We start from the raw sequence: 19040 nt of genomic DNA, 5'->3' as shown, positions 1-19040 counted from the left end.
CAACGCTCACGGGGGCTGGCGCGGGCACGGTGCTCGCGCCAGCCCCTCCGAGGACCATGCCGCTACCGCTGGCAGTGCGGGCAGCGGAACACCAGCCGCTCATCGACGGTGGGGCGCCGGGCGGGCAGGTAGCCCTCGGGCCCGAGGATGCGTTGCTCGATGGGCGTGCGGCAGCGCCGGCAGGGCTTGCGCTCGCGCCCATACACCCAGAGCTGCTGGCCGGGGCGCAGGTTGCCGGTGGTGCAGCGATTGGCGCGATCCTTGTTGGCATGCAGGAGCCTGCGGGCAAGGTCCACGAGCGCGAGGAGGTCGGTGACTTCGCTGACTGGGGTGGCGGGGTCGATTCCGCGGAGGAAGCACAGTTCGTTGCGGTAGATGTTGCCGATTCCGGCGAGGTTCTCCTGGTCAAGCAGGGCAACACCGATCGGGCGGTCGGGCTGCGCGCTGATCCGGCGCACCGCTTCGACGGGGTCCCAGTCTGGCCGGAGGAGGTCGGGGCCGAGGTGCGCGGTCGCGGCATCGGCCTCGGCGAGACTGGTGACGCGGACGTAGCCGAGCTGGAAGCCGACTGCCTCGTGGGTGGCGGTGGCGAGCACGAGGCGGGCCTGCCAGCCGGGCTTGGTCCAGCGTTGTCCGCGCGGGTAGACACGCCATTCGCCTTCCATCTTGAGGTGGGTATGGATGGCATGCGGCCCGATGGCCATGAACAGGTGCTTGCCGTGCGGCCAGATGCGGTCCACGGTGAGGCCGGAGACGTCGAGGTTGGCGTACTGGGGCACCCGGAACTGGCTGCGCTCGAGCGGGTGGCCTTCGAGGGCGCCTCGCAGCAGGGTCGCGGCGCGGTAGACCGTGTCGCCCTCGGGCATCGTCAGCGCCTCAGCCGGTAGCCGCGCGGCACGGCGGCGAAACCGTTCTCGGAGAGTGCTTGCCCGGCCCGGGCAATGGCGGGATCGTTGCTGAGTGCCGCTGTGGTGGCGGGCTCGCCGTTGATGGACTCGATATGCAGGGTGGCGGGCGCGGAGGAGGCGAGGGCCCGCGCGGCCGCATCGAGATCGGCGGTGTCGTCGGTGAAGGCGAGCATGGTCTTGCCGCCGCGCTCGAGGTAGAGGGCGAGGTCGCCATTGACGAGGACGACGAGTGCTCCGGCCTTGCGGCCCGCGCGATGCCCGGGCACGGGGGGATCGGGCCAGGGCAGGGCGGCGCCGTAGGCGTTGGCGGGGTCGATGGCGGCGAGAGCTATGGCGGTGCGTTCCGTGGGCGGGGAATCCGGTCCGGCGGCATCGGGCTCGTCGCGGTGCTCGTGGGAGCGCAGCTCGTCGACGACGGCGGTGGTCGCGAACTGGGTGGCGCCGAGTCCGTCGACGAAGTAGCCGCGCCGGCACAGCCCGCGATCCTCGAGGCTGGCGAGCACCTTGTAGAGGTCGCCGAACCCGGGTGCTCCGGCGGGGGTGCGCTCGGCGCCGAGGACGGGGCGGGTGACGACGCCGTAGCGCTCGAGCAGTTGCTCGGCGAGGCCGTGGCTGCGCAGCGTGTGGTCGGTCTCGGCGTCGGGGACCAGCGACCAGCGGCCAGCGACAGTGGGTGGGCTGCTGCGGGTGGTGAGGGAGGCCCTGCTGAGCGAGCCGCGCGGCAGGCGGGGTGGTCGTCCCGCGCGGTGGGTGCGGGCGCGGGCCGTGGCGGGAGCCCGGTGGGCGCTTCCGCCGCGGCCGCTGGCGAGCAGCGCGCGCACCGGGGCGAGGGTGTCGTTGGTGGCTGCGCCCGCCCAGACAAGTTCCCAGAGAGCGGCGATGAGGGCCTCGTCGGTGGTGGGAGCAGGAAATGCGGGCGCGGGGGTGGTGAGCTGCTCGGCGAGCTGGCGGAAGAAATAGCCACCGCCACGGGCGAGGATGGCATGCAGCTGCTGGGCGCTGCCACTGAGCTCGGGCTCGCCGGGCGGGGGCAGGGTGAGGTGCGCGGTATCAGCGAGGTGCAGGGCTATCCAGCCGTCGCGGGCCGAGATGGTCCCAGCGCCCGACCAGAGCACCTCGCCGGCGCTGGTGAGCTCGTCGAGGTGGGCGGGGCTGTAGTCGCGGACGCGGCTGGGCAGGATGTGGGTCTCGAGGGCGGATGCGGGCAGTGGGAGTCCCGCGAACTGCTCGATGGCGGTGAGCACTCCGTCGGGTCCGCGCAGGGCGCGGCGGCCTATGTGGTGCCAGGCGGGCAGGAAGCGAGCGAGGGCCTGGGTGCTGACGGGCTGGATGGCATCGCGCACGAGCGCGAGGGATCGGCGCCGCAGCACGGTGAGGACACCGAGGTCGCACCATTCGGTGGTGCCGCGGTGATCGTGCCGGAGCGTGTCGTCGCTGCTAGCGGGCCGGAACTCGCCCTCGGTGACGCGTTTCTGGGCGGCGAGGCCGCGCAGCACGGTGGTGATGATGCTCGCGGGCACGCGGTATCGGTCGGTGATGTCGCTGGCGGTGAAGGGTCCGTGGGTGCGGGCGTAGCGGGCAACGAGGTCCTCGAGCGCGGTGGGGGCGGGCTCGAGGAACGTGGCGGGGATGCCTTGGGGCAAAGGTGCTCCGTACGCGTCACGGATGCGGCCCGCGTCCTCGACGACGATCCACCAGCGCTCCCCGGAGAACGAGGCATCGATGATGCGCCGCGCGTCGGCGAGCTCGCCGAGCCAGCCGGTGGGATCGGCGCTGCACCGCGCGATGACCTCGGCGGTGGTGAGGGGCCCGAGGAAGCGGATGAGGTCCGCGAGCTGCTCGGCGCTGTCGGCCTTGCGGGTGAGCCGCTGCAAGGCGTCCTCGTGCGCGCGGATGATGCCGGGATCGAGGAGGTCGCGCATCTCGAGCCGCCCGAGCAGCTCGGCGAGGAGGGTGGTGTCGAGGGAGAGCGCGGCGGCCTTGCGCTCGGCGAGCGGGGCGTCGCCCTCGTAGATGAAGGCGCCGGTGTAGCCGAACAGGGCGGAGACGGCGAACGGCGACGGCGTGGTCGTGTCGGCCTCGACGACGCGGATGCCGCGCCGCTCGATGCTGGTGAGGATGCGCACCAGCCCGGGCAGATCGTAGACGTCCTGGAGGCATTCGCGGAGCGCTTCGAGCACGATGGGGAAGTCGGGGTGCTCGCGGGCGATATCGAGGAGCTGGGCGGAGCGTTGCCGCTGCATCCACAGCGGGGAGCGCTTGCCGGGATCGCGGCGGGGCAGCAGCAGCGCGCGGGCGGCGCATTCGCGGAACCGGGCGGCGAACAGCGCCGAGGTGGTGGTCTCGCGGGTGACGATGTCCTCGATCTCGGCAGGGTCGAGGAGGAAGAGATCGGCTCCGGGCGGCTCGTTGCCGGTGTCGGGGAGCCGGACGATGATGGCGTCGTCGGTGGTGACGGTGGCTCCGTCGATGCCGTGGAGCTCCTGGATGCGGGCGTTGATGGCGAGTGCCCAGGGGGCGTGCACGGGCAGGCCATACGGGCTGTGGAGGATGAGCCGCCAGTCGCCGAGCTCGTCCCGGAACCGCTCGAGAAGCAGGGTATTGCCCGATGGCACGATGCCGGTGGCGTCGAGCTGCTCGGTGATGAAGGCGATCGCGTTGCTGGTGGCGTTGGTATCGAGGCCAGCGGCATGGAGGCGCTCGCGGGCTTGCTGCGGATCCTCGGCGATCTCGTGGAGGAACGCGCCAAGGGCCTCGCCGAGCTCGGCGGGACGCCCGATGCTGTCGCCGATCCAGAAGGGCAGGCGGCCGAACTGGCCGGGGGCGGGGCTGACGAGGACACGGTCGTGGGTGATGTCCTCGATGCGCCAGCTCGTGGCGCCGAGCGCGAACACATCGCCGACGCGCGACTCGTACACCATTTCCTCATCGAGCTCGCCGACGCGGGTGTTCTTCTCGCCGACCATCATGACGGCGAAGCTGCCCCGGTCGGGGATGGTGCCTCCGGAGGTGACGGCAAGGCGCTGGGCTCCTGGCCGTCCGGTGAGGGTGCCGGTGTCGCGGTCCCAGATGATGCGGGGCCGCAGCTCCGCGAACTGGTCGGACGGGTACTTGCCGGCGAGCAGGTCGAGGATGGCGTCGAACAGGCTGCGGGGCAGGGCGGTGTAGGGCCCGGCCCGGCGCACGGTGGCGTACCACTCCTCGACGTGCAGCTCGTCTAGGGCGCAGGCCGCCACGGTCTGCTGCGCGAGCACATCGAGCGGATTGGATGGCACGCGCAGCGCCTCGATCTGGCCCGAGCGCATCCGCTCGACAGTGATGGCGCAATGCAGCAGGTCCGCGCGATGCTTGGGAAACAGGACTCCGCGGGAGATCTCGCCGACCTGGTGCCCGGCCCGGCCGACGCGCTGGAGGCCGCTCGCCACCGAAGGGGGCGCTTCGACCTGCAGCACGAGGTCCACCGCGCCCATGTCGATCCCGAGCTCGAGGCTGCTCGTGGCGACCACGCAGCGCAGGCGGCCGGATTTCAGGTCGTCCTCGATGATCGCGCGCTGCTCCTTGCTGACCGATCCGTGGTGCGAGCGGGCCAGCACCAGGGGTGCCTCGATGGCGGTGCCGCCCTGCGCGATGTATTCGGCGGGGGAGCGTGGCGGCGATCCGGGCAGCTCGTAGCCATTGCGCTCGCTATATATCTCGTTCAGTCGCGCGGTGAGGCGCTCGGCGAGGCGCCGGGAGTTGGCGAAGACGATGGTGGAGCGGTGCTCGAGCACGAGGTCGGTGATCTGTTCCTCGACGTGCGGCCACAGCGAGCTCGCGGACAGGTTGCGCGCGTCGGTATCGGTATCCCCGGGGACGGCGGGGATGTTGGCCATGTCCTCCACGGGCACGGCGACGGTGAGGTCGAATCGCTTGGGTGTGGGGGGCGCGACCACGGTGACGGGGCGTGCCCCGGCGAGATAGCGCGCTACCTCGTCGTGAGGTCGCACGGTCGCGGATAGACCGATTCGCTGGGCCGGGGAGGAATGAGGGTCGCCGGAGCCCAGCGAGTCGAGGCGCTCAAGGGATAGCGCGAGGTGCGCTCCGCGCTTGGAGCCCGCGATCGAGTGAATCTCATCGATGATGACGGTATCGACGGTGCGCAGGATCTCCCGCGCCTGCGAGGTCAGCATCAGGAACAGCGACTCGGGAGTGGTGATGAGGATGTCCGGGGGGTGACGCAGCATGGCAGCGCGCTCGCGCCGTGGCGTATCGCCAGTGCGCACCCCGGCCCGCACTTCGGGAACCGGCAGGCCCAGGTGGCGGGCCGTGTGGGCGATCCCAGCGAGGGGGGCGCGCAGGTTGCGCTCGACATCCACCGCCAGTGCCTTCAAGGGCGAGATGTAGAGCACCCGCACGCCCGGCGCCTCGGCCGGGGCGGAAGCTAGCCGGTCCAGCGACCACAGGAACGCCGCCAGGGTCTTGCCCGACCCCGTTGGTGCCACCACGAGCGTGTGATCGCCCGCGCTGATGGCATCCCAGGCGCCATCCTGCGCGGCGGTGGGCGCGCCGAAGGAGGATGCGAACCACTCCCGCGTCGCCTCCGAGAACCGATCGATCGCCGTCACCCCACCATCATGCCCCGGGGCACTGACAAGTAGGCCGGCCGCGGGCTAGCGCACCTGCAGGACGATCTTGCCGCGGGTGTGGAGGCCGCGGGATCGCTTGTGCGCCTCCGCGGCGTCGGCGAGGGGGTAGAGATACTCGATGGAGGAACGGATGGTTCCTTCCTCCATGAGGTCGAGGATGGCGGCGAGCTGCTCGCTCCGGGGCTTGACCAGCACGGTCGTGCTGTGTTGCACGTGCTCGTTGCTAATGCGTCGAGCGACCGTGGTGCGTGCCCAGTCCGCGGCGTTGCGGATGGTGGGGACGGTCGTGATGTAGGTCCCGCCCGGGGCGAGCATGGGCGCGCAGGTGGCGAGGCTCTCGTGGCCGAAGGCGTCGAGGACGATGGCGCAATCGGTGACGGTGGAGCGGTAGTCGGTGCTGCGGTAGTCAATGACGCGGTGCGCGCCGAGGTCCTGGGCGAACTCGGTGTTCGCGGGTCCGCAGATCGCGGTGACATGCGCGCGGGCCTCGCGGGCGAGCTGGATGGCGTAGTGCCCGACTCCTCCAGTGGCGCCGATGATGGCGACGCGATCGCCCTTGCCGACACCGCCGAGGTCGTGGAGCGCCTGCCAGGCGGTGAGCCCTGCGGTGGGGATCGCGGCAGCACCGATATGGCTTACCGAGGATGGCTTGGGCGCGAGGTGGTCCTCGTGGATGGCGATGCGCTCGGCGTAGCCGCCCATGCTGCCGAGGGCGGATTGCATGCCGACGACGGCATCGCCTGGCTTGAAGCGGGTGACGTCCTCGCCGGTGGAATGCACGACGCCGGAGATGTCGCTGCCGGGGATGATGGGCCGGCCACGGACGAGGTGGCGCGCGAAGTAGCGGCCCTCGCGGAGCAACCAATCGCGCGGGTTCACCGCTGCGGCGTGGACGTCGACAAGCACCTCGTGGGCGCGCGGCCGGGGGTCGGGGACATCCCCGTAGCGGAGTACCTCGGGTCCGCCGTAGTGGTCGAAGTAGATCGCTTTCATGTGTTCTCGCCTCGCTCTTTGCTGTGGCAGTGACCCGAAGTGTGTCACATATACACATGCGAATAGCCGAACCACGCGGCGATCGTTACTGGAATCACTCAAGAATGCCTGGGCTTGCGTGAGGTTGGCCAGCGCGCGTCGCGGCAGTGTTGTGGGTCACGGGCGATCGGTCATCGCATCTCCTCCCAGCATGAAGCACGGCCGAAGGAACGATCCCTCGGCCGTGCTTCGTTCATGGTGCGCGGGTCAGTGCCCGGCGCCGAGCTGCCCACTGAGCTTGTCGTGGCGCTCCTGCGAGGCTTCGTTGAGCCCGATGATCCGGACCTTCTTGCCCCGATGGTGGTACTTGGTGGTGATCGCGTCGAGCGCGGCAACGGTGGAGGCGTCCCAGATGTGCGAGTCGCTCAGGTCGATGACCACGTTCTCCGGGTCGCCCGAGTAGTCGAACTGATACACCAGGTCATTGCTGGAGGCGAAGAACAGCTCGCCGGAGACGCGGTAGACGCGGGTGTCGATGTGGCCGTCCTTGGTGGTGTCGGTCTCGGTGACCTTCTCCACGGTGACGAAGTGCGCGACGCGGCGGGCGAACATCACCATGGCGGTGACGATCCCGGCTATCACGCCGTAGGCGAGGTTGTGGGTGAACACCGTGACCACGACGGTCACGACCATGACCAGTGTCTCGGCACGGGGCATCCGCATCAGCGTGGACGGGGAGATCGAGTGCCAGTCCATGGTGCTGTAGGAAACCATGATCATCACGGCGACGAGAGCGGCCATGGGGATCATGCCGACGAGCTCGCCGAGGCCCAGGATCAGCGCCAGCAGGAAGACTCCGGACAGGAGCGTGGAGATGCGGGTGCGGGCGCCGGAGACCTTCACGTTGATGATGGTCTGGCCGATCATCGCGCAGCCACCCATGCCGCCGAAGAAGCCGGTGACGAAGTTCGCGCTGCCCTGGCCCCAGCCCTCGCGGGTCTTGTTCGAGTGGGTATCGGTGATGTCATCAACGATCTTAGCGGTCAGCAGTGACTCGATGAGGCCGACGAGCGCCATGGCGAGCGCGTACGGGGCGATGATCTGCAACGTCTCGAAGGTGAACGGCACGTCGGGGATGAAGAAGAGCGGGATGGTCGAGGGCAGCTCGCCCTCGTCGCCCACATCCGGCACGTTCCACGCGAAGAACACCGCGATGGCTGTGAGGATGACGATCGCGACGAGCGGGGCTGGCACGACCGTGGTGATCCGGGGCAGCAGGAACATGATGAGAAGGCCGACGACCACCATGGGGTACACCAGCGCGGGAACGCCGACGAGGTGGGGGATCTGCGACATGAAGATGAGGATCGCGAGAGCGTTGACGAAGCCGATCATGACGCTGCGCGGGATGAAGCGCATGAGCCGGGCGACGCCGAACAGGCTGAGCGCGATCTGGATCAGGCCACCAAGAATTACTGTGGCTAGCAGGTAGTCGAGCCCATAGTCCCGGACAACGGGGGCGAGCACCAGCGCGATCGCTCCCGTGGCTGCGGTGATCATGGCGGGCCGGCCACCCGTGAAGGCGATCACCACGGCCATGGTGAAGGAGGCGAACAGGCCTACCTGGGGGTCCACGCCAAGAATGATCGAGAAGGCGATCGCCTCGGGGATCAGGGCGAGCGCGACGACGAGACCAGCGAGGATCTCCGTCTTGAGCCGCTGCGGAGAGCGCAATGCCCCCATGACCGAAGTGTCCGGCCTGGGGGTCGCCATGAGCGGGGGCGCGTAGGTGGTGGAAGAGCTAGGAGTGTGATCTGTCACACTGCCTCCGTCCGTGAATCGGGCTGTCCATGAATCAGGCATGCGTGAGCCCGGCGTCTTTTTCTTAGGATTCGGTGAGGAATGTAACGATACCGGCACGGACTATCGGAAAGCACCCCATTGAACGCAAAGGGTGACGTGGCTAACGCCACGTCACCCTTCGTTGCAGGCTACGAATCAGCGGTCGGCAGCGGGGCCGCCTTCTTCGCTGTCCTCGCCGTTCCCGCCGTTCTGCGCGAGCTTCGACCCCTCGTGGGAGGCCTCGAACTCAGGGGTGTCGAACACCTCGCCGCCGAGCGGATCCTCCGATGCCGCCTCGGAGGACACCTCGAGGTTGCCGGTCCGGGGATCCGTGACGAGATCGCTGCTCGACACCGAATGCACCGAGACCAGGAGCCCGGGATGCTCGGGGGTCTTGGCAGTGGGCGTCCAGGACTCGAGGCCCGCGAACGTCGAGGAGATGCCCCGCGCGCCGCGCCAGCGCTTGTGCTGCTCCTGCTTGGGAACGGGCGCTGGCACGGCCTGGGGCAGCTCGATGCCGGACGCACCGTCGCCGGCGGGCTCGCCCACGGGAACCACCCGGACGTAGCGCGGGGTGCGGGCCACGTCGTAGTGGAATGCCTTGAGCAGCGAGAAGCACGCGAGCACCAGCACGATCGAGAAGGGCACGGCCGTGGCGATCGATGCCGTCTGCAGGGCCACGAGGAAACCGCTGCCACCGATGATCAGCAGCACCGCTGCCGCGATGCCCTCGAGGAACGCCCAGTACACGCGGGTGATCCTGCTGGTCTCCACATCTCCTCCGTTGGAGAGGATATCGATCACCAGCGAGCCGGAGTCCGACGAGGTGACGAAGAAGAACACGACCACCGCGATCGCGAGGATGCTGGTGATGATGCCCAGCGGCAGCGTCCCGAGATAGGCGAACAGCGCGGTATCCACCACCACTTCGGTGCCGTCGGCCAGGTCACCGACCTCCCGCTGCCGCAGGATCGCGGAATCACCGAAGATCGTGAACCACAGCGAGCTGATGAGCGTCGGGGCGATCAGCACGCCCGCGATGAACTCGCGAATAGTGCGGCCGCGCGAGATGCGCGCGACGAACATGCCCACGAAGGGTGCCCAGCTGATCCACCAGCCCCAGTAGAAGATGGTCCAGCCCGCGGCCCAGCCGTCGTCGGCGAAGGGCGCGGTGCGCAGCATCAGCTCGGGCAGCGCCTGGACGTAGCCGCCGATGTTCTGCACCCACGATTGCAGCAGGAACAATGTGGGCCCGGCCAGCAGCACGAACAGCGCGAGCAGCGCCGCGAGCGTCATGTTGATGTTCGACAGCCACTTCAGGCCCTTGTGGACGCCAGTGACCACCGAGACCGTGGCGATCAAGGTGATCAGGGTGATCAGGCCCACGACCCACCAGTTGGATGCCTCGATCCAGCCGAGGAACTCGAGCCCGGCCATGATCTGCTGCACGCCGAAGCCCAGTGACGTGGCGACACCGAACAGCGTGCCGACGATCGCTACCGCATCGATGGCGTGACCGATGAAGCCCTCGACCCGCTTGCGCCCCAGCATCGGCTCGAGCAGCCACCGGACCGACAGGGGCCGTCCCTTGCGGAAGGTCATGTAGGCCAGCCCGAGGCCCACCACGACGTAGATCGACCAGGCGTGCAGTCCCCAGTGGAACATGGTGATCTGCAGGGCCTGGTTCGCGGCGGCATCGGTGGATCCAGCGATGCGCCCTGCCTCGGGCGGCGCGACGTAGTGCATGAGCGGCTCGGCGACGCTGTAGAACAGCAACCCGATGCCCATGCCGGCGCTGAACAGCATCGCGAACCAGGAGAGCAGGCCGAACTCGGGCTCCTCGTCGTCGCGGCCGAGCCGGATCTCGCCGATCTTGGACAAGGCGCAGTACAGGGAGAATACGACGAATCCGGTGGCAACAAGGATGTACCACCAGCCCACGCCGTCGGAGATCCATGTGTTCAGGGTGTCGAAGGCATCGCTGGCGGTACTGCCGAAGACGGCAGCGAACGTCACGAGGCCGATGATGATGATGGACGCTGGTATGAAGACTGGCTTGAGCAGCGACGCCCAGGCGGCGCCAATGCTGCCCCCGGGCGGCGATGAGCTGGTGCCCGGCGAGCCGGTACCAGCCGGGGATCTGTCAGCTGACACGGTTCCTCCTCGGGAATCACATTCCTCTGTTGGTCACCTTAAGCCTGTCACATTTCTCGGCCGGCTAGCGCGGCTCGAGCAGCTTGCCCCGGATCACCTCGATATCCGCAGGCAGGAGGCCCAGACCATGCGAGAAATAGGTCGACAGGTCCCCATACGTCTCATCGAGCGTCGCCCAGGCGGTCTCGAGGAACGAGGGCTGCACCCTGAGCACCGGGTACAGCAGCTCACGGGCGATGCCGTGGCGGCCCGCGGCGTCGTAGATCGGCGCGAAGAGCGCATCGGTGGCGGGGATCACCGAGAGGTAGTGCTCGAGCAACTGGTCACGGTCGAGCCCGGCGATGGCCAGCAGCAGCGTTGCCGCCCACCCCGTGCGATCCTTGCCCGCGGTGCAATGGAATAGCACGGGGGCCTGCGATCGCGCGACGGCGAGAAGCGTCTCGCGGAAGGCATCGCGCGCGCCCTCGTCGGTGATGAACAACCGGTACGCGGAGGCCACCTCGTTCTCGGCGCTGCCGCTGGCCAGGAACTCCGCGGCATGCTCGGGATCATGCAGGGCCTGGGCGAAACGGGCCGCCGTCGAGCGCTGCATGCGCGCGAACACGTCAGCGACGGTGATGGTGACACTGCCTGGCGCCGAGGTGGGCATGGAGGCGCGCTCGCTCGCGGTGCGCAGGTCCACCACCGTGCGCACGCCGAGCCCGTCGAGCGCATTGCCGTGGTGACCACCGAGCTGGGCCGACCGGAACACCAGCCCGGGACGGCCAGGCAGGCCGAGCGACGCGGCGTGGGCGCCGAGGTCCTGCAGGTTCGGGATGGTCACGGGGTGCTGCTCCCGGGAGCTCCGCGATAGCGGTCCTCGATCTCCTCCACGAACCGCGTCGTCATGCTGGCGACCAGCTCGGGCTGGTAGAGCGGCAGCCAGTGGCCGCCATCAACGAACCGGATGCGGCAGTCCAGTGCCCACTCGGCCGCGCCGGACTGCGCCACGGGCGGGAACAGCTTGTCGTTCTCCGGCACGATCACCAGCGACGGAACAGGCTTGCGGGGCTCGCCGGTCACACGGTCCGGCTTGCGCCCGAACAACTGGCTGTAGATGTTCGCGGTGTAGATGCGCAGGCCGTCCCGGTTGCGGGCAGCGAGGCCGGATCCGTAGCCGCGCGGGCGCTCGCCCTTCTCGAAGCGCCACTTGATCAGGCCCATCGCGGCATCGCCGAGTCCCATCCGGAACAGAGCGGGAGCCAGCACCGGAACTTGCAGCGCCGTCATGTAGGTGTTGGTCGGCCACAGCCGGACCAGGTCGCGCAGGTGCTGCCAGTCGAAGCGCAGCTGGTCCCGTACCCACGCCGAGTAATAGTCCGGGGAAGCGGTGCCGATGGTGGTGAGCGAGAGCAGCTCGATGCCATCGACGGGATGCAGGGCGAGGTCCCACGCGCCCGCGCCGCCCCAGTTGTGCGCGAGCAGGTGCACGCGGCCATTGACCGCGAGCGTACGGGCCACCGAGGCGATATCGTCGGCGAGCTGGGAGATCGTGTAATCGCGGATCGCGCCAGGGCGGTCCGATTTGCCCGCTCCGCGCATGTCGAACGCCACGACGTGGTATTGCTCGGCGAGATACCCGATCACGGGTTCCCACATGCGGTGATCGTCGGGGAAGCCATGCACGCACAGCACGGTGGGCTTGGCCGGATCGCCGTAGGAGTAAGTGGCCAGGCGCACGCCGTCGGTGCTGATGACCCACCGGTCCGAGACGACCCCGCGGGACTGGCTACGAGCTGTCTGATCGGGCCGTGGATCTGCGGTGTCATCCGCGTGTGCCATGTGAACCTCAATGCTCCGAGCCGACGGTGAACATCTCGCAGGCTAGCGCAGGCCATCGCGGTGGTGCTAGCACCGAGCTTCGACGCTGCCGCGCGCCGGGCGCCCGTGCCGCAACGGGTCGAGGACGGAGTGCTGCTCGGTCAGCGCGGGTGGCGCGATCGATCGTGGCATCGGCCAATGGGCAATTGTCGCTGACTCGCCACTAATGGGGAGCACGCGCGTGATACTGGTGTGTGCCCGGCGCGTGGTCCGGGAGAGCGAGGTACGTGTGGATGCTGGTCTCGATTGATGGCGGTTCGGCCATGCCGCCGTATGAGCAGATCGTGTGCGGCGTCGTCGATGCCGTTCGCGAGGGCACGTTGATCGCGGGCACCAAGCTACCGACCGTGCGGGCGCTCGCTGGGGAGCTGCGCATCTCGCCGAACACGGTGGCGCGCGCCTACCGCGAGCTCGAGGCCAAGGGATTGATCGAGACGCACGGCAGGCTCGGTACGTTCGTGGCGCCCGGAGCCGACCCCGTGCGCGGTCGCGCGGAGTCCGCCGCCACCGAATTCGTTGCCCAGCTCACTGGTCTCGGCTATGGGGCGGCGGAGATCCGGTCCCTCGTGGAGGCCGCGCTGCGCGGCACCGACGGCTCAAGCGGTGGCGGCGAGGCGGCCGATCGCCACGACGATCGCGAGGACGAGCAAGGTGCCGACATAGGGGAGCGCGGGGCCTAGCTCGCCGCGGCGATGCAGCACGAGGCCGGCGAGCGCGAGCAGCGCGGCGAGCCCGGCCGCGGCCAGTGGCGTTATCAACGGGTAGATGCCGGTGGCCTGGGGCAGCACGAGCCCGAGCGCGCCCAGGATCTCGAGGATGCCGATCGCGCGGACAGCTTTGGGGGAGAAGTCGCTGGCCCAGGCGGCGCGGGGCCTGGCCCGGTAGGCCTCGTAGGGCGTGGATGTCTTGGTCACGCCACTGAGGAGAAACGCTGCGGCAAGGATCGCGGAAGGAATCCATAACACTAGGTCCATTCAGCCTCCCCTGGATTTCCTTGCTGGTAGACCAGGTTATAGCGCGGAGCAGCGGACGACTAGCGGATCGGGCCCGCGTTGGCGCATGGCACATGGGTGTGGCGCCCGCAACCAGCCATTCACCCAGATTTAGTTGCATGGTCAACTAGATTGTCGCTAGTGTGCACTCATAGGTCCGCTCGGCACACCTTGGCCCCGCGCTTGGTCCCGCGCACGAACGACACCAGGAGGAAACCATGGCACACGGATGGCACCGCGATATCGCCGTACTCATCGCCCGCATCGGAATCGGCATCGTCTTCACCGCGCACGGATGGCAGAAGCTCAACGAGCAAACCATCGATGGCGTGCAGCAATTCTTCACCTCGATCAATGCACCGCTGCCCGAGATCACCGCCTACATCGTCACCTACCTCGAGCTCGTCGGTGGCATCGCGCTCATCATCGGTGCGCTCACCCCCGTCGTGGGGCTCCTGCTCTTCGCCAACATGGTCGGGGCCTTCTTCCTCGTCCACGTCGAGAACGGCGTCTTCGTTTCTGAGGGCGGATACGAGCTCGTCCTCGCCCTCGGTGTCGGCTCGCTCATGATCGCCGCCATCGGCGCCGGACGGATCAGCATCGACAACTTCATCCCTGGCTTGCGCGCACCTGCCTGACGGCGACGTTTCTACGGCTGCCCCTTTCCCGGCGGCGCCCATTCCTGCCGTCCAGACCCAAACGCGATAGAAACTGCCCAGATTCCGGGCCAGCTTCTATCGCGTTTGGCGATTTCCGGTGCTTGTGCGAGCGAGAGAATCACCTGCGGGAGGGTGCCACGACGCATTCCCGCTCGCCCGAGCAAACCCGCCAGGCGCTAGCCCAGGCAGGTGTCGAACACCGCGAGCATGGCGTCCCGCTCGGAAGATGTGACCCACAGCTCGTAGATCGTCTTCACCTCGATCTGCTGCGATACATACGTGCACCGGTAGGAACGATTCGGTGGCAACCAGCCCGAGGCGTCGCTGTCGCTCTTCTGCTGGTTCGCCCAGCCCGCCACGGCCAGCAGGTTCCGCGGGTCATTGGCGAAGTTGCGCCGCTCGCGCTCCGACAACTGCTGCGCGCCCTTCTGCCACGCGTCGGACAACGCCACGAGGTGATCGACCTGAACCTCGCCGGAGGTCTCGGGCCCGCGCACGAACTCGATCGTCTCCAGAGTGAACGGATCGAGGATCGTTCCCTCGCCCACGACGCAGCCCTCCTCGCCAGGCCGGAACGTCACCTCCAGGAAGTCCCGGATGAGGATGTCGTTGCGCGTATCGCAGCCATTGCCGCCGTACTCCACGTCCACATCATCGGTCCAGGCGGGGCCGAATTCCTCCCGGTCATAGCCCGTCTGAGGCGCGCGCCCGCGAACGGGCAGATCATCCAAAGCCTCCCGGGCAGCCTCCCACCGCGCGACCTCCGCGTCCGTCGCGGGAGTGCCAGGGCTATGCCACGTCACATCCGACCTGTCGAAGCCCTCCGGGATCGAGGCGGTGACATCATCGGAGCCGTCCTGCGAGCCCGTCACCACCACCATCACGCCGAGGCCCACGATCACGAGCAGCACGATCGCGATCCGCACCTTGGTGCTCACCACTCCACGGAGCTTCCTGTCCACGGCGAACGCGAGGTCTGCGCGCTTCATCCACCCACCCTTTGCAATGTCGTCCAGTCGATCCGGGCAATAGTCGACACCTTGTCTACCACTAGGGACCGACAAGCCCGAATCGCCTCCGCGCCCGCAGCACTCGGCATCAGCGGCCGCGGGCACTCACCGCCAGCTCGGCAGCCACAGCTGCCACTGCCAGAACTCCTCGGTGATCGGCACCGCTGAGAGGATCGGGTACAACCACGCGAAGTTCACGATCACCAGCGCCAGGTAGCAGCACACCACCAGCCGGGCCAGCACGCGCCGCTCCTCCGATCGGCGCGACGCACCCAGCAGGTCACCCAGCGCCAGAGCCACCAGAATCGCGAGGAATGGCGCCATCGGAGCGGCATAGAAGTAGTACATCTGCCGATCAAGGCTCGCGAACCACGGCAGGAAGCCCGCCAGGTACCCCGTCAGCACCAGCGCGTGCCGGCCATCCCGGTGCGCGACGGTCCGCCACACCGACCATGCGATCACCGGCAGCGCCACCCACCACAGCGCCGGGGTACCCACCAGCATCACCGCGCGCACGCACGCGCCCGCGCCGCAGCCGGTGATCTCGCTGCCATCGGCGAAGTAGTACAGCATCGGGCGCAGCCCCATCGGCCACGTCCACGGCTTGGACTCCCACGGGTGCAGATGCCCTGCCGAGTTCGTCAGGCCCGCATGGAACTCCAGGATGGTCGCATGGTTGTGCCACAACGAGCGCACGGCGTCCGGCAGGAACGACCACGCCCCGCCCGTTCCCACATCCTGGCCCACCGCATGCCGGTCCACGCCCGTCTCGCTCGTGAACCACGCCCAGTAGCTCGCCAGGTACACGCAGGCAGGGACGACGAGCAGCGCCCACAACGCGGGTGCCATGTCCCTCGCGAGCGTCCCCCGCAGTGGGCGGCGCACCCGGTACCGATAGCGGGCCGCGAGATCCAGCGCCACGCTCATCACTCCGAAGAACGCGATGAAGTACAGCCCCGACCACTTCGTTGCCACCGCGAGCCCCAGCAGCACCCCGGCGGCGAACCGCCACCAGCGCACGCCCATGCGCGGTCCCAGCGCGGACGCGCCGATCCGGCCCTCCTCGTACGCCCGCGCGAACCGCGAGCGCACGTCATCGCGGTCGATCACCAGGCAGCCGAACGCCGCGACCACCAGCACCACGAGGAAGATGTCGAGCATCCCCATGCGCGAGGTCACGAACGTCAGCCCGTCCGCCAGCACCAGCAGCCCCGCGATGGCCCCCACCAGCGTGGACCGGGCCAGGCGTCGCGCGATGCGCGTCACCAGCACCACCAGCACCACACCGGCCACCGCCGCCGAGAACCGCCACCCCAGCGCCGTGTAGCCCAGCATCGCCTCGCCCAGCGCGATCAACTGCTTGCCCAGCGGAGGATGCACCACCAGCCCGTACGCCGGGTTCTCCTCCACCCAGCCGCCCTGCAGCATCTGCCACGCCTGGGTCACGTAATGCTTCTCGTCGAACACCGGCATGCCGCCGTCGGTGGGGGTGCCCAGCCGCGCGAACCGCGTGATCGCCGCCAGCACCGCCAGGAACAGTGCCACCATCCAGCCGCGCAACCGGTCCGACGGCATCGGCACCTCGACCGGATCCACCCTCCCCGGCGAATCGCGGCGCTCCAAGCGGCCAGGAACCGGATGCCGTGGCGGCCCCGCATGAGCCGGGGAACCATCGCGCTGGGACCGGCGCACCCCGGATCGACGCGCGAGTTCGAGAACCGTCACCCCACGATCGTAGGCTGTACCACCATGACTGGTCAGTTGGTGCTCGCGGCAACCCCCCTCGGCGACGTTCGCGACGCCTCGCCCCGCCTCATCGAGGCCCTCGGCACCGCTGGCGTCATCGCCGCCGAGGACACCCGCCGTGCCCGGCAGCTCGCGAGCTCGCTCGGCGTCACCATCACCGGACGCATCCTCAGCTTCTACGACCACAACGAGCACAGCCGCATCGAGCAACTCGTCCGCGACATCACCGACGGCGCCACCGTCCTGCTCATCACCGACGCCGGCATGCCCTCGGTCAGCGACCCAGGCTTCCGCCTCGTCGCCGCGTGCGCCGAGCATGACCTGCGCGTCACGTGCCTGCCCGGCCCGTCCGCCGTCACCACCGCCCTCGCCCTCTCGGGCCTGCCCGTCGACCGGTTCTGCTTCGACGGCTTCCCGCCCCGCAAGGCCGGAGCCCGCCGCGCCTACTTCGAGACCCTCCGCCACGAGGCCCGCGCCTGCGTGTTCTTCGAGGCACCCCACCGTCTCGCCGAGTCCCTCGCCGACGCCGCAACGGTCCTCGGTGGCGAGCGCCGCGCGGCCGTATGCCGCGAGCTGACCAAGACCTACGAGGAAGTCGTCCGCGGCACCCTCGCCGAGCTTGCTGAATGGGCCACCGGAAACGTGCGCGGCGAGATCACCGTTGTCCTCGCCGGAGCAGCGACCACCACCGATGAGGCCATCGACCACGTGCGCGACGTCGAGCGGCTAGTCGAGGCCGGGAGCCGTCTCAAGGAAGCGTGTGCTGTCATCGCGGAGCACGCCGGGGTGTCCAAGCGCGACCTGTACCAGGAATACCTCAAGCGCCGCGACGAGTAGGGGGCTCTGGTCGGGGTGCCCGGTCTCCCACGTGCCGCAGCTGTCCCACCTGCACCGCGAGTGTGCGAAGAACGACAGCTCGGAGCGCGAAGCCTGTCGTTCTTCGCACACTCGCGGACTCGCGGGGCACACTCGCGGTACCGGACCGGGCCAGCCCAAGCTAGCCGCGCGAGCTGAGCCCCACGATGGTCGCGGCCTTGGCGAGGCACTCGTGCCATTCGGTGTCCGCGCGTGAGTCGATGGTGATGCCCCCGCCCACACCGAGGCGGCAGGAGCGCGCGGTTCCGGTCGCCGGCCCGAGCTCGACGGTGCGGATCGCGACGTTCAGCTCCAGCCCAGCGACAGGGGAGCGGGCGCCTATGGTTCCGCAATACACCCCGCGCGGCTCAGGCTCCCACTCCTGCAGGAAGCGACGGGCGCGCAGCTTCGGCGTCCCCGTCACCGACGCGGGCGGGAACGTCGCCCCGAGCAGGTCCGCCACCGGCACACCGGGATCGATGCCCGCACGCACCGTGGACACCAGGTGCCACACTCCGGGCGCTGGGTGGATGCGCAGCAGCTCGGTGACCGTGACCGAACCGGGGCGGGCGAGGCGACCGAGATCATTGCGGACGAGATCGACGATCATCACGTTCTCGGCCACGTCCTTGACCGATTCGCGCAGCAACCGGGGATCGGCCGTGATGGGCAGGGTGCCCTTGATGGGGCTCGATTCGACGATGCCGCCGTGCCGGGAGAGGAACAGTTCCGGCGATAGCGAGGCGACCGCGCCCCAGGCGCCGGTGAGGAACGCGGCGCGCGCGGGCCGGGTGGCGGTGATGCCATCGGCGAAGAAGTCCACGGGCTCGCCGACGAAGCGGCCCTGGAAGAACCCGCACACGCACGCCTGATAGACCTCGCCGTCGCGGATCGCCTCGAGGCAGGATTCCACGCCGTGCTCGTGCGCCGCGCGGTCGGGCGGAAGCCACTCGCACGACCATTCCGAGGCCGCCGGTGCGATACTGTGCACGGCATCGCGCACCCAACCAGGGCAGTGGGCGCTGGCGAGCGATTCGAACCACCAGCAGTCGTCCGCGTCGAGGCGGAGCACCATGGGCGCGTATCCGGACGCTGCAGCGGGCAGCGGGCCCGAGCGCCCGTCCATCGTGCCGTCGGGGTAGGAGAGGTAGCCGAACCATCCGCCGCCGAAGAAACCTTCCGGGGCGCCCTCTGGTGGTTCGAGCTCAGCCGTGTCCAGTCCGAATGGCTGCGCGCCCTCGCTCGGCGGTGCGACCGCGATCGACGGTGCGATGATCGCGCGGGAGCCGAACCAGTCGCCCGTCAGAGCCGCGGGCGGGGCGAGGCCACGCGATCGTGCCCCGCGGGCCAGGGCACGCAGCACCTCGGCCGCAGGGTTGCCCGCGCCCAACCGTTCGTATCGCACGCTCTACAGAGT

Annotated in this window: 14 protein-coding genes; 3 read left to right on the top strand and 11 right to left on the bottom strand. The window is 68.9% G+C overall.

Annotated features, from left to right (window positions below; translation table 11 throughout):
* Positions 1–62: 62 nt before the first annotated feature.
* The 7 genes from FXO18_RS10420 to FXO18_RS10390 all read right to left on the bottom strand — a co-directional run bounded on the left by FXO18_RS10420 (position 63) and on the right by FXO18_RS10390 (position 12322).
* Positions 63–866: a DNA-formamidopyrimidine glycosylase family protein gene (locus tag FXO18_RS10420; RefSeq protein WP_149361047.1), complete on the bottom strand. Its 804-nt coding sequence runs from the start codon at positions 864–866 to the stop codon at positions 63–65.
* Positions 867–868: 2 nt separating this feature from the next.
* Positions 869–5512, bottom strand: a complete 4644-nt coding sequence (locus FXO18_RS10415) for an ATP-dependent helicase (protein WP_149361046.1) — start codon at positions 5510–5512, stop codon at positions 869–871.
* Positions 5513–5557: 45 nt separating this feature from the next.
* Positions 5558–6526, bottom strand: a complete 969-nt coding sequence (locus FXO18_RS10410; protein WP_149361045.1) for an NADP-dependent oxidoreductase — start codon at positions 6524–6526, stop codon at positions 5558–5560.
* A 246-nt stretch (positions 6527–6772) separates the two neighbouring features.
* A complete protein-coding gene (locus FXO18_RS10405) occupies positions 6773–8278 on the bottom strand; it encodes a SulP family inorganic anion transporter (protein WP_149361044.1) in 1506 nt (501 codons plus the stop codon).
* A gap of 225 nt (positions 8279–8503) precedes the next feature.
* The gene (locus tag FXO18_RS10400) at positions 8504–10432 is read right to left on the bottom strand and encodes a BCCT family transporter (protein ID WP_187774333.1); all 1929 of its coding nucleotides are present in this window, start codon (positions 10430–10432) and stop codon (positions 8504–8506) included.
* Positions 10433–10565: 133 nt separating this feature from the next.
* A complete protein-coding gene (locus FXO18_RS10395) occupies positions 10566–11324 on the bottom strand; it encodes a tyrosine-protein phosphatase (RefSeq protein ID WP_187774305.1) in 759 nt (252 codons plus the stop codon).
* Positions 11321–12322: an alpha/beta fold hydrolase gene (locus FXO18_RS10390; protein WP_149361041.1), complete on the bottom strand. Its 1002-nt coding sequence runs from the start codon at positions 12320–12322 to the stop codon at positions 11321–11323. The genes FXO18_RS10395 and FXO18_RS10390 overlap by 4 nt, the downstream gene beginning before the upstream one ends.
* A gap of 272 nt (positions 12323–12594) precedes the next feature.
* Between FXO18_RS10390 and FXO18_RS10385 the strand changes: the two genes are divergently transcribed.
* The gene (locus tag FXO18_RS10385) at positions 12595–13041 is read left to right on the top strand and encodes a GntR family transcriptional regulator (protein ID WP_149361040.1); all 447 of its coding nucleotides are present in this window, start codon (positions 12595–12597) and stop codon (positions 13039–13041) included.
* On the opposite strand, the gene FXO18_RS10380 is transcribed toward FXO18_RS10385, so the two are convergent.
* Positions 12958–13275, bottom strand: coding sequence for a DoxX family protein (locus FXO18_RS10380; protein WP_235900602.1), 318 nt, complete (start codon positions 13273–13275; stop codon positions 12958–12960). The two genes, FXO18_RS10385 and FXO18_RS10380, sit on opposite strands and share 84 nt — an antisense overlap.
* Positions 13276–13571: 296 nt before the next feature.
* Here FXO18_RS10380 and FXO18_RS10375 point away from each other — a divergent pair, with 296 nt between their 5' ends.
* Entirely contained in the window at positions 13572–13991 is a 420-nt protein-coding gene (locus FXO18_RS10375) for a DoxX family protein (RefSeq protein ID WP_149361038.1), read from the top strand.
* A 197-nt stretch (positions 13992–14188) separates the two neighbouring features.
* Here the strand turns inward: FXO18_RS10375 and FXO18_RS10370 are convergent, their stop codons facing one another.
* Both FXO18_RS10370 and FXO18_RS10365 read right to left on the bottom strand, forming a co-directional pair.
* Positions 14189–15001 carry an HNH endonuclease family protein gene (locus tag FXO18_RS10370; protein ID WP_235900601.1) on the bottom strand — a complete coding sequence of 271 codons (813 nt, stop codon included), beginning with the start codon at positions 14999–15001 and terminating at the stop codon, positions 14189–14191.
* Between the two features lie 126 nt (positions 15002–15127).
* Entirely contained in the window at positions 15128–16597 is a 1470-nt protein-coding gene (locus FXO18_RS10365; protein ID WP_149361298.1) for a dolichyl-phosphate-mannose--protein mannosyltransferase, read from the bottom strand.
* A gap of 174 nt (positions 16598–16771) precedes the next feature.
* Here FXO18_RS10365 and rsmI point away from each other — a divergent pair, with 174 nt between their 5' ends.
* Positions 16772–17605 carry a 16S rRNA (cytidine(1402)-2'-O)-methyltransferase gene (rsmI, locus tag FXO18_RS10360; RefSeq protein WP_149361037.1) on the top strand — a complete coding sequence of 278 codons (834 nt, stop codon included), beginning with the start codon at positions 16772–16774 and terminating at the stop codon, positions 17603–17605.
* A gap of 160 nt (positions 17606–17765) precedes the next feature.
* On the opposite strand, the gene FXO18_RS10355 is transcribed toward rsmI, so the two are convergent.
* The gene (locus tag FXO18_RS10355) at positions 17766–19028 is read right to left on the bottom strand and encodes an aminodeoxychorismate synthase component I (RefSeq protein ID WP_149361036.1); all 1263 of its coding nucleotides are present in this window, start codon (positions 19026–19028) and stop codon (positions 17766–17768) included.
* Between the last annotated feature and the right edge of the window lie 12 nt (positions 19029–19040).

This window comes from Lolliginicoccus suaedae (assembly GCF_008312885.1).
Taxonomy (GTDB): Bacteria; Actinomycetota; Actinomycetes; order Mycobacteriales; family Mycobacteriaceae; genus Lolliginicoccus; species Lolliginicoccus suaedae.
The sequence above is the reverse complement of the archived record's forward strand: the minus strand, read 5'-3'. Positions and strand labels throughout refer to the sequence as shown.

Coding starts and splice junctions, on each gene's coding strand:
- FXO18_RS10420 (WP_149361047.1), bottom strand. CDS start 866: ATGCCCGAGGGCGACACGGTCTACCGCGCCGCGACCCTGCTGCGAGGC.
- FXO18_RS10410 (WP_149361045.1), bottom strand. CDS start 6,526: ATGAAAGCGATCTACTTCGACCACTACGGCGGACCCGAGGTACTCCGC.
- FXO18_RS10405 (WP_149361044.1), bottom strand. CDS start 8,278: ATGGCGACCCCCAGGCCGGACACTTCGGTCATGGGGGCATTGCGCTCT.
- FXO18_RS10390 (WP_149361041.1), bottom strand. CDS start 12,322: ATGGCACACGCGGATGACACCGCAGATCCACGGCCCGATCAGACAGCT.
- FXO18_RS10385 (WP_149361040.1), top strand. CDS start 12,595: ATGCTGGTCTCGATTGATGGCGGTTCGGCCATGCCGCCGTATGAGCAG.
- FXO18_RS10375 (WP_149361038.1), top strand. CDS start 13,572: ATGGCACACGGATGGCACCGCGATATCGCCGTACTCATCGCCCGCATC.
- FXO18_RS10370 (WP_235900601.1), bottom strand. CDS start 15,001: ATGAAGCGCGCAGACCTCGCGTTCGCCGTGGACAGGAAGCTCCGTGGA.
- FXO18_RS10365 (WP_149361298.1), bottom strand. CDS start 16,597: ATGCCGTCGGACCGGTTGCGCGGCTGGATGGTGGCACTGTTCCTGGCG.
- rsmI (WP_149361037.1), top strand. CDS start 16,772: ATGACTGGTCAGTTGGTGCTCGCGGCAACCCCCCTCGGCGACGTTCGC.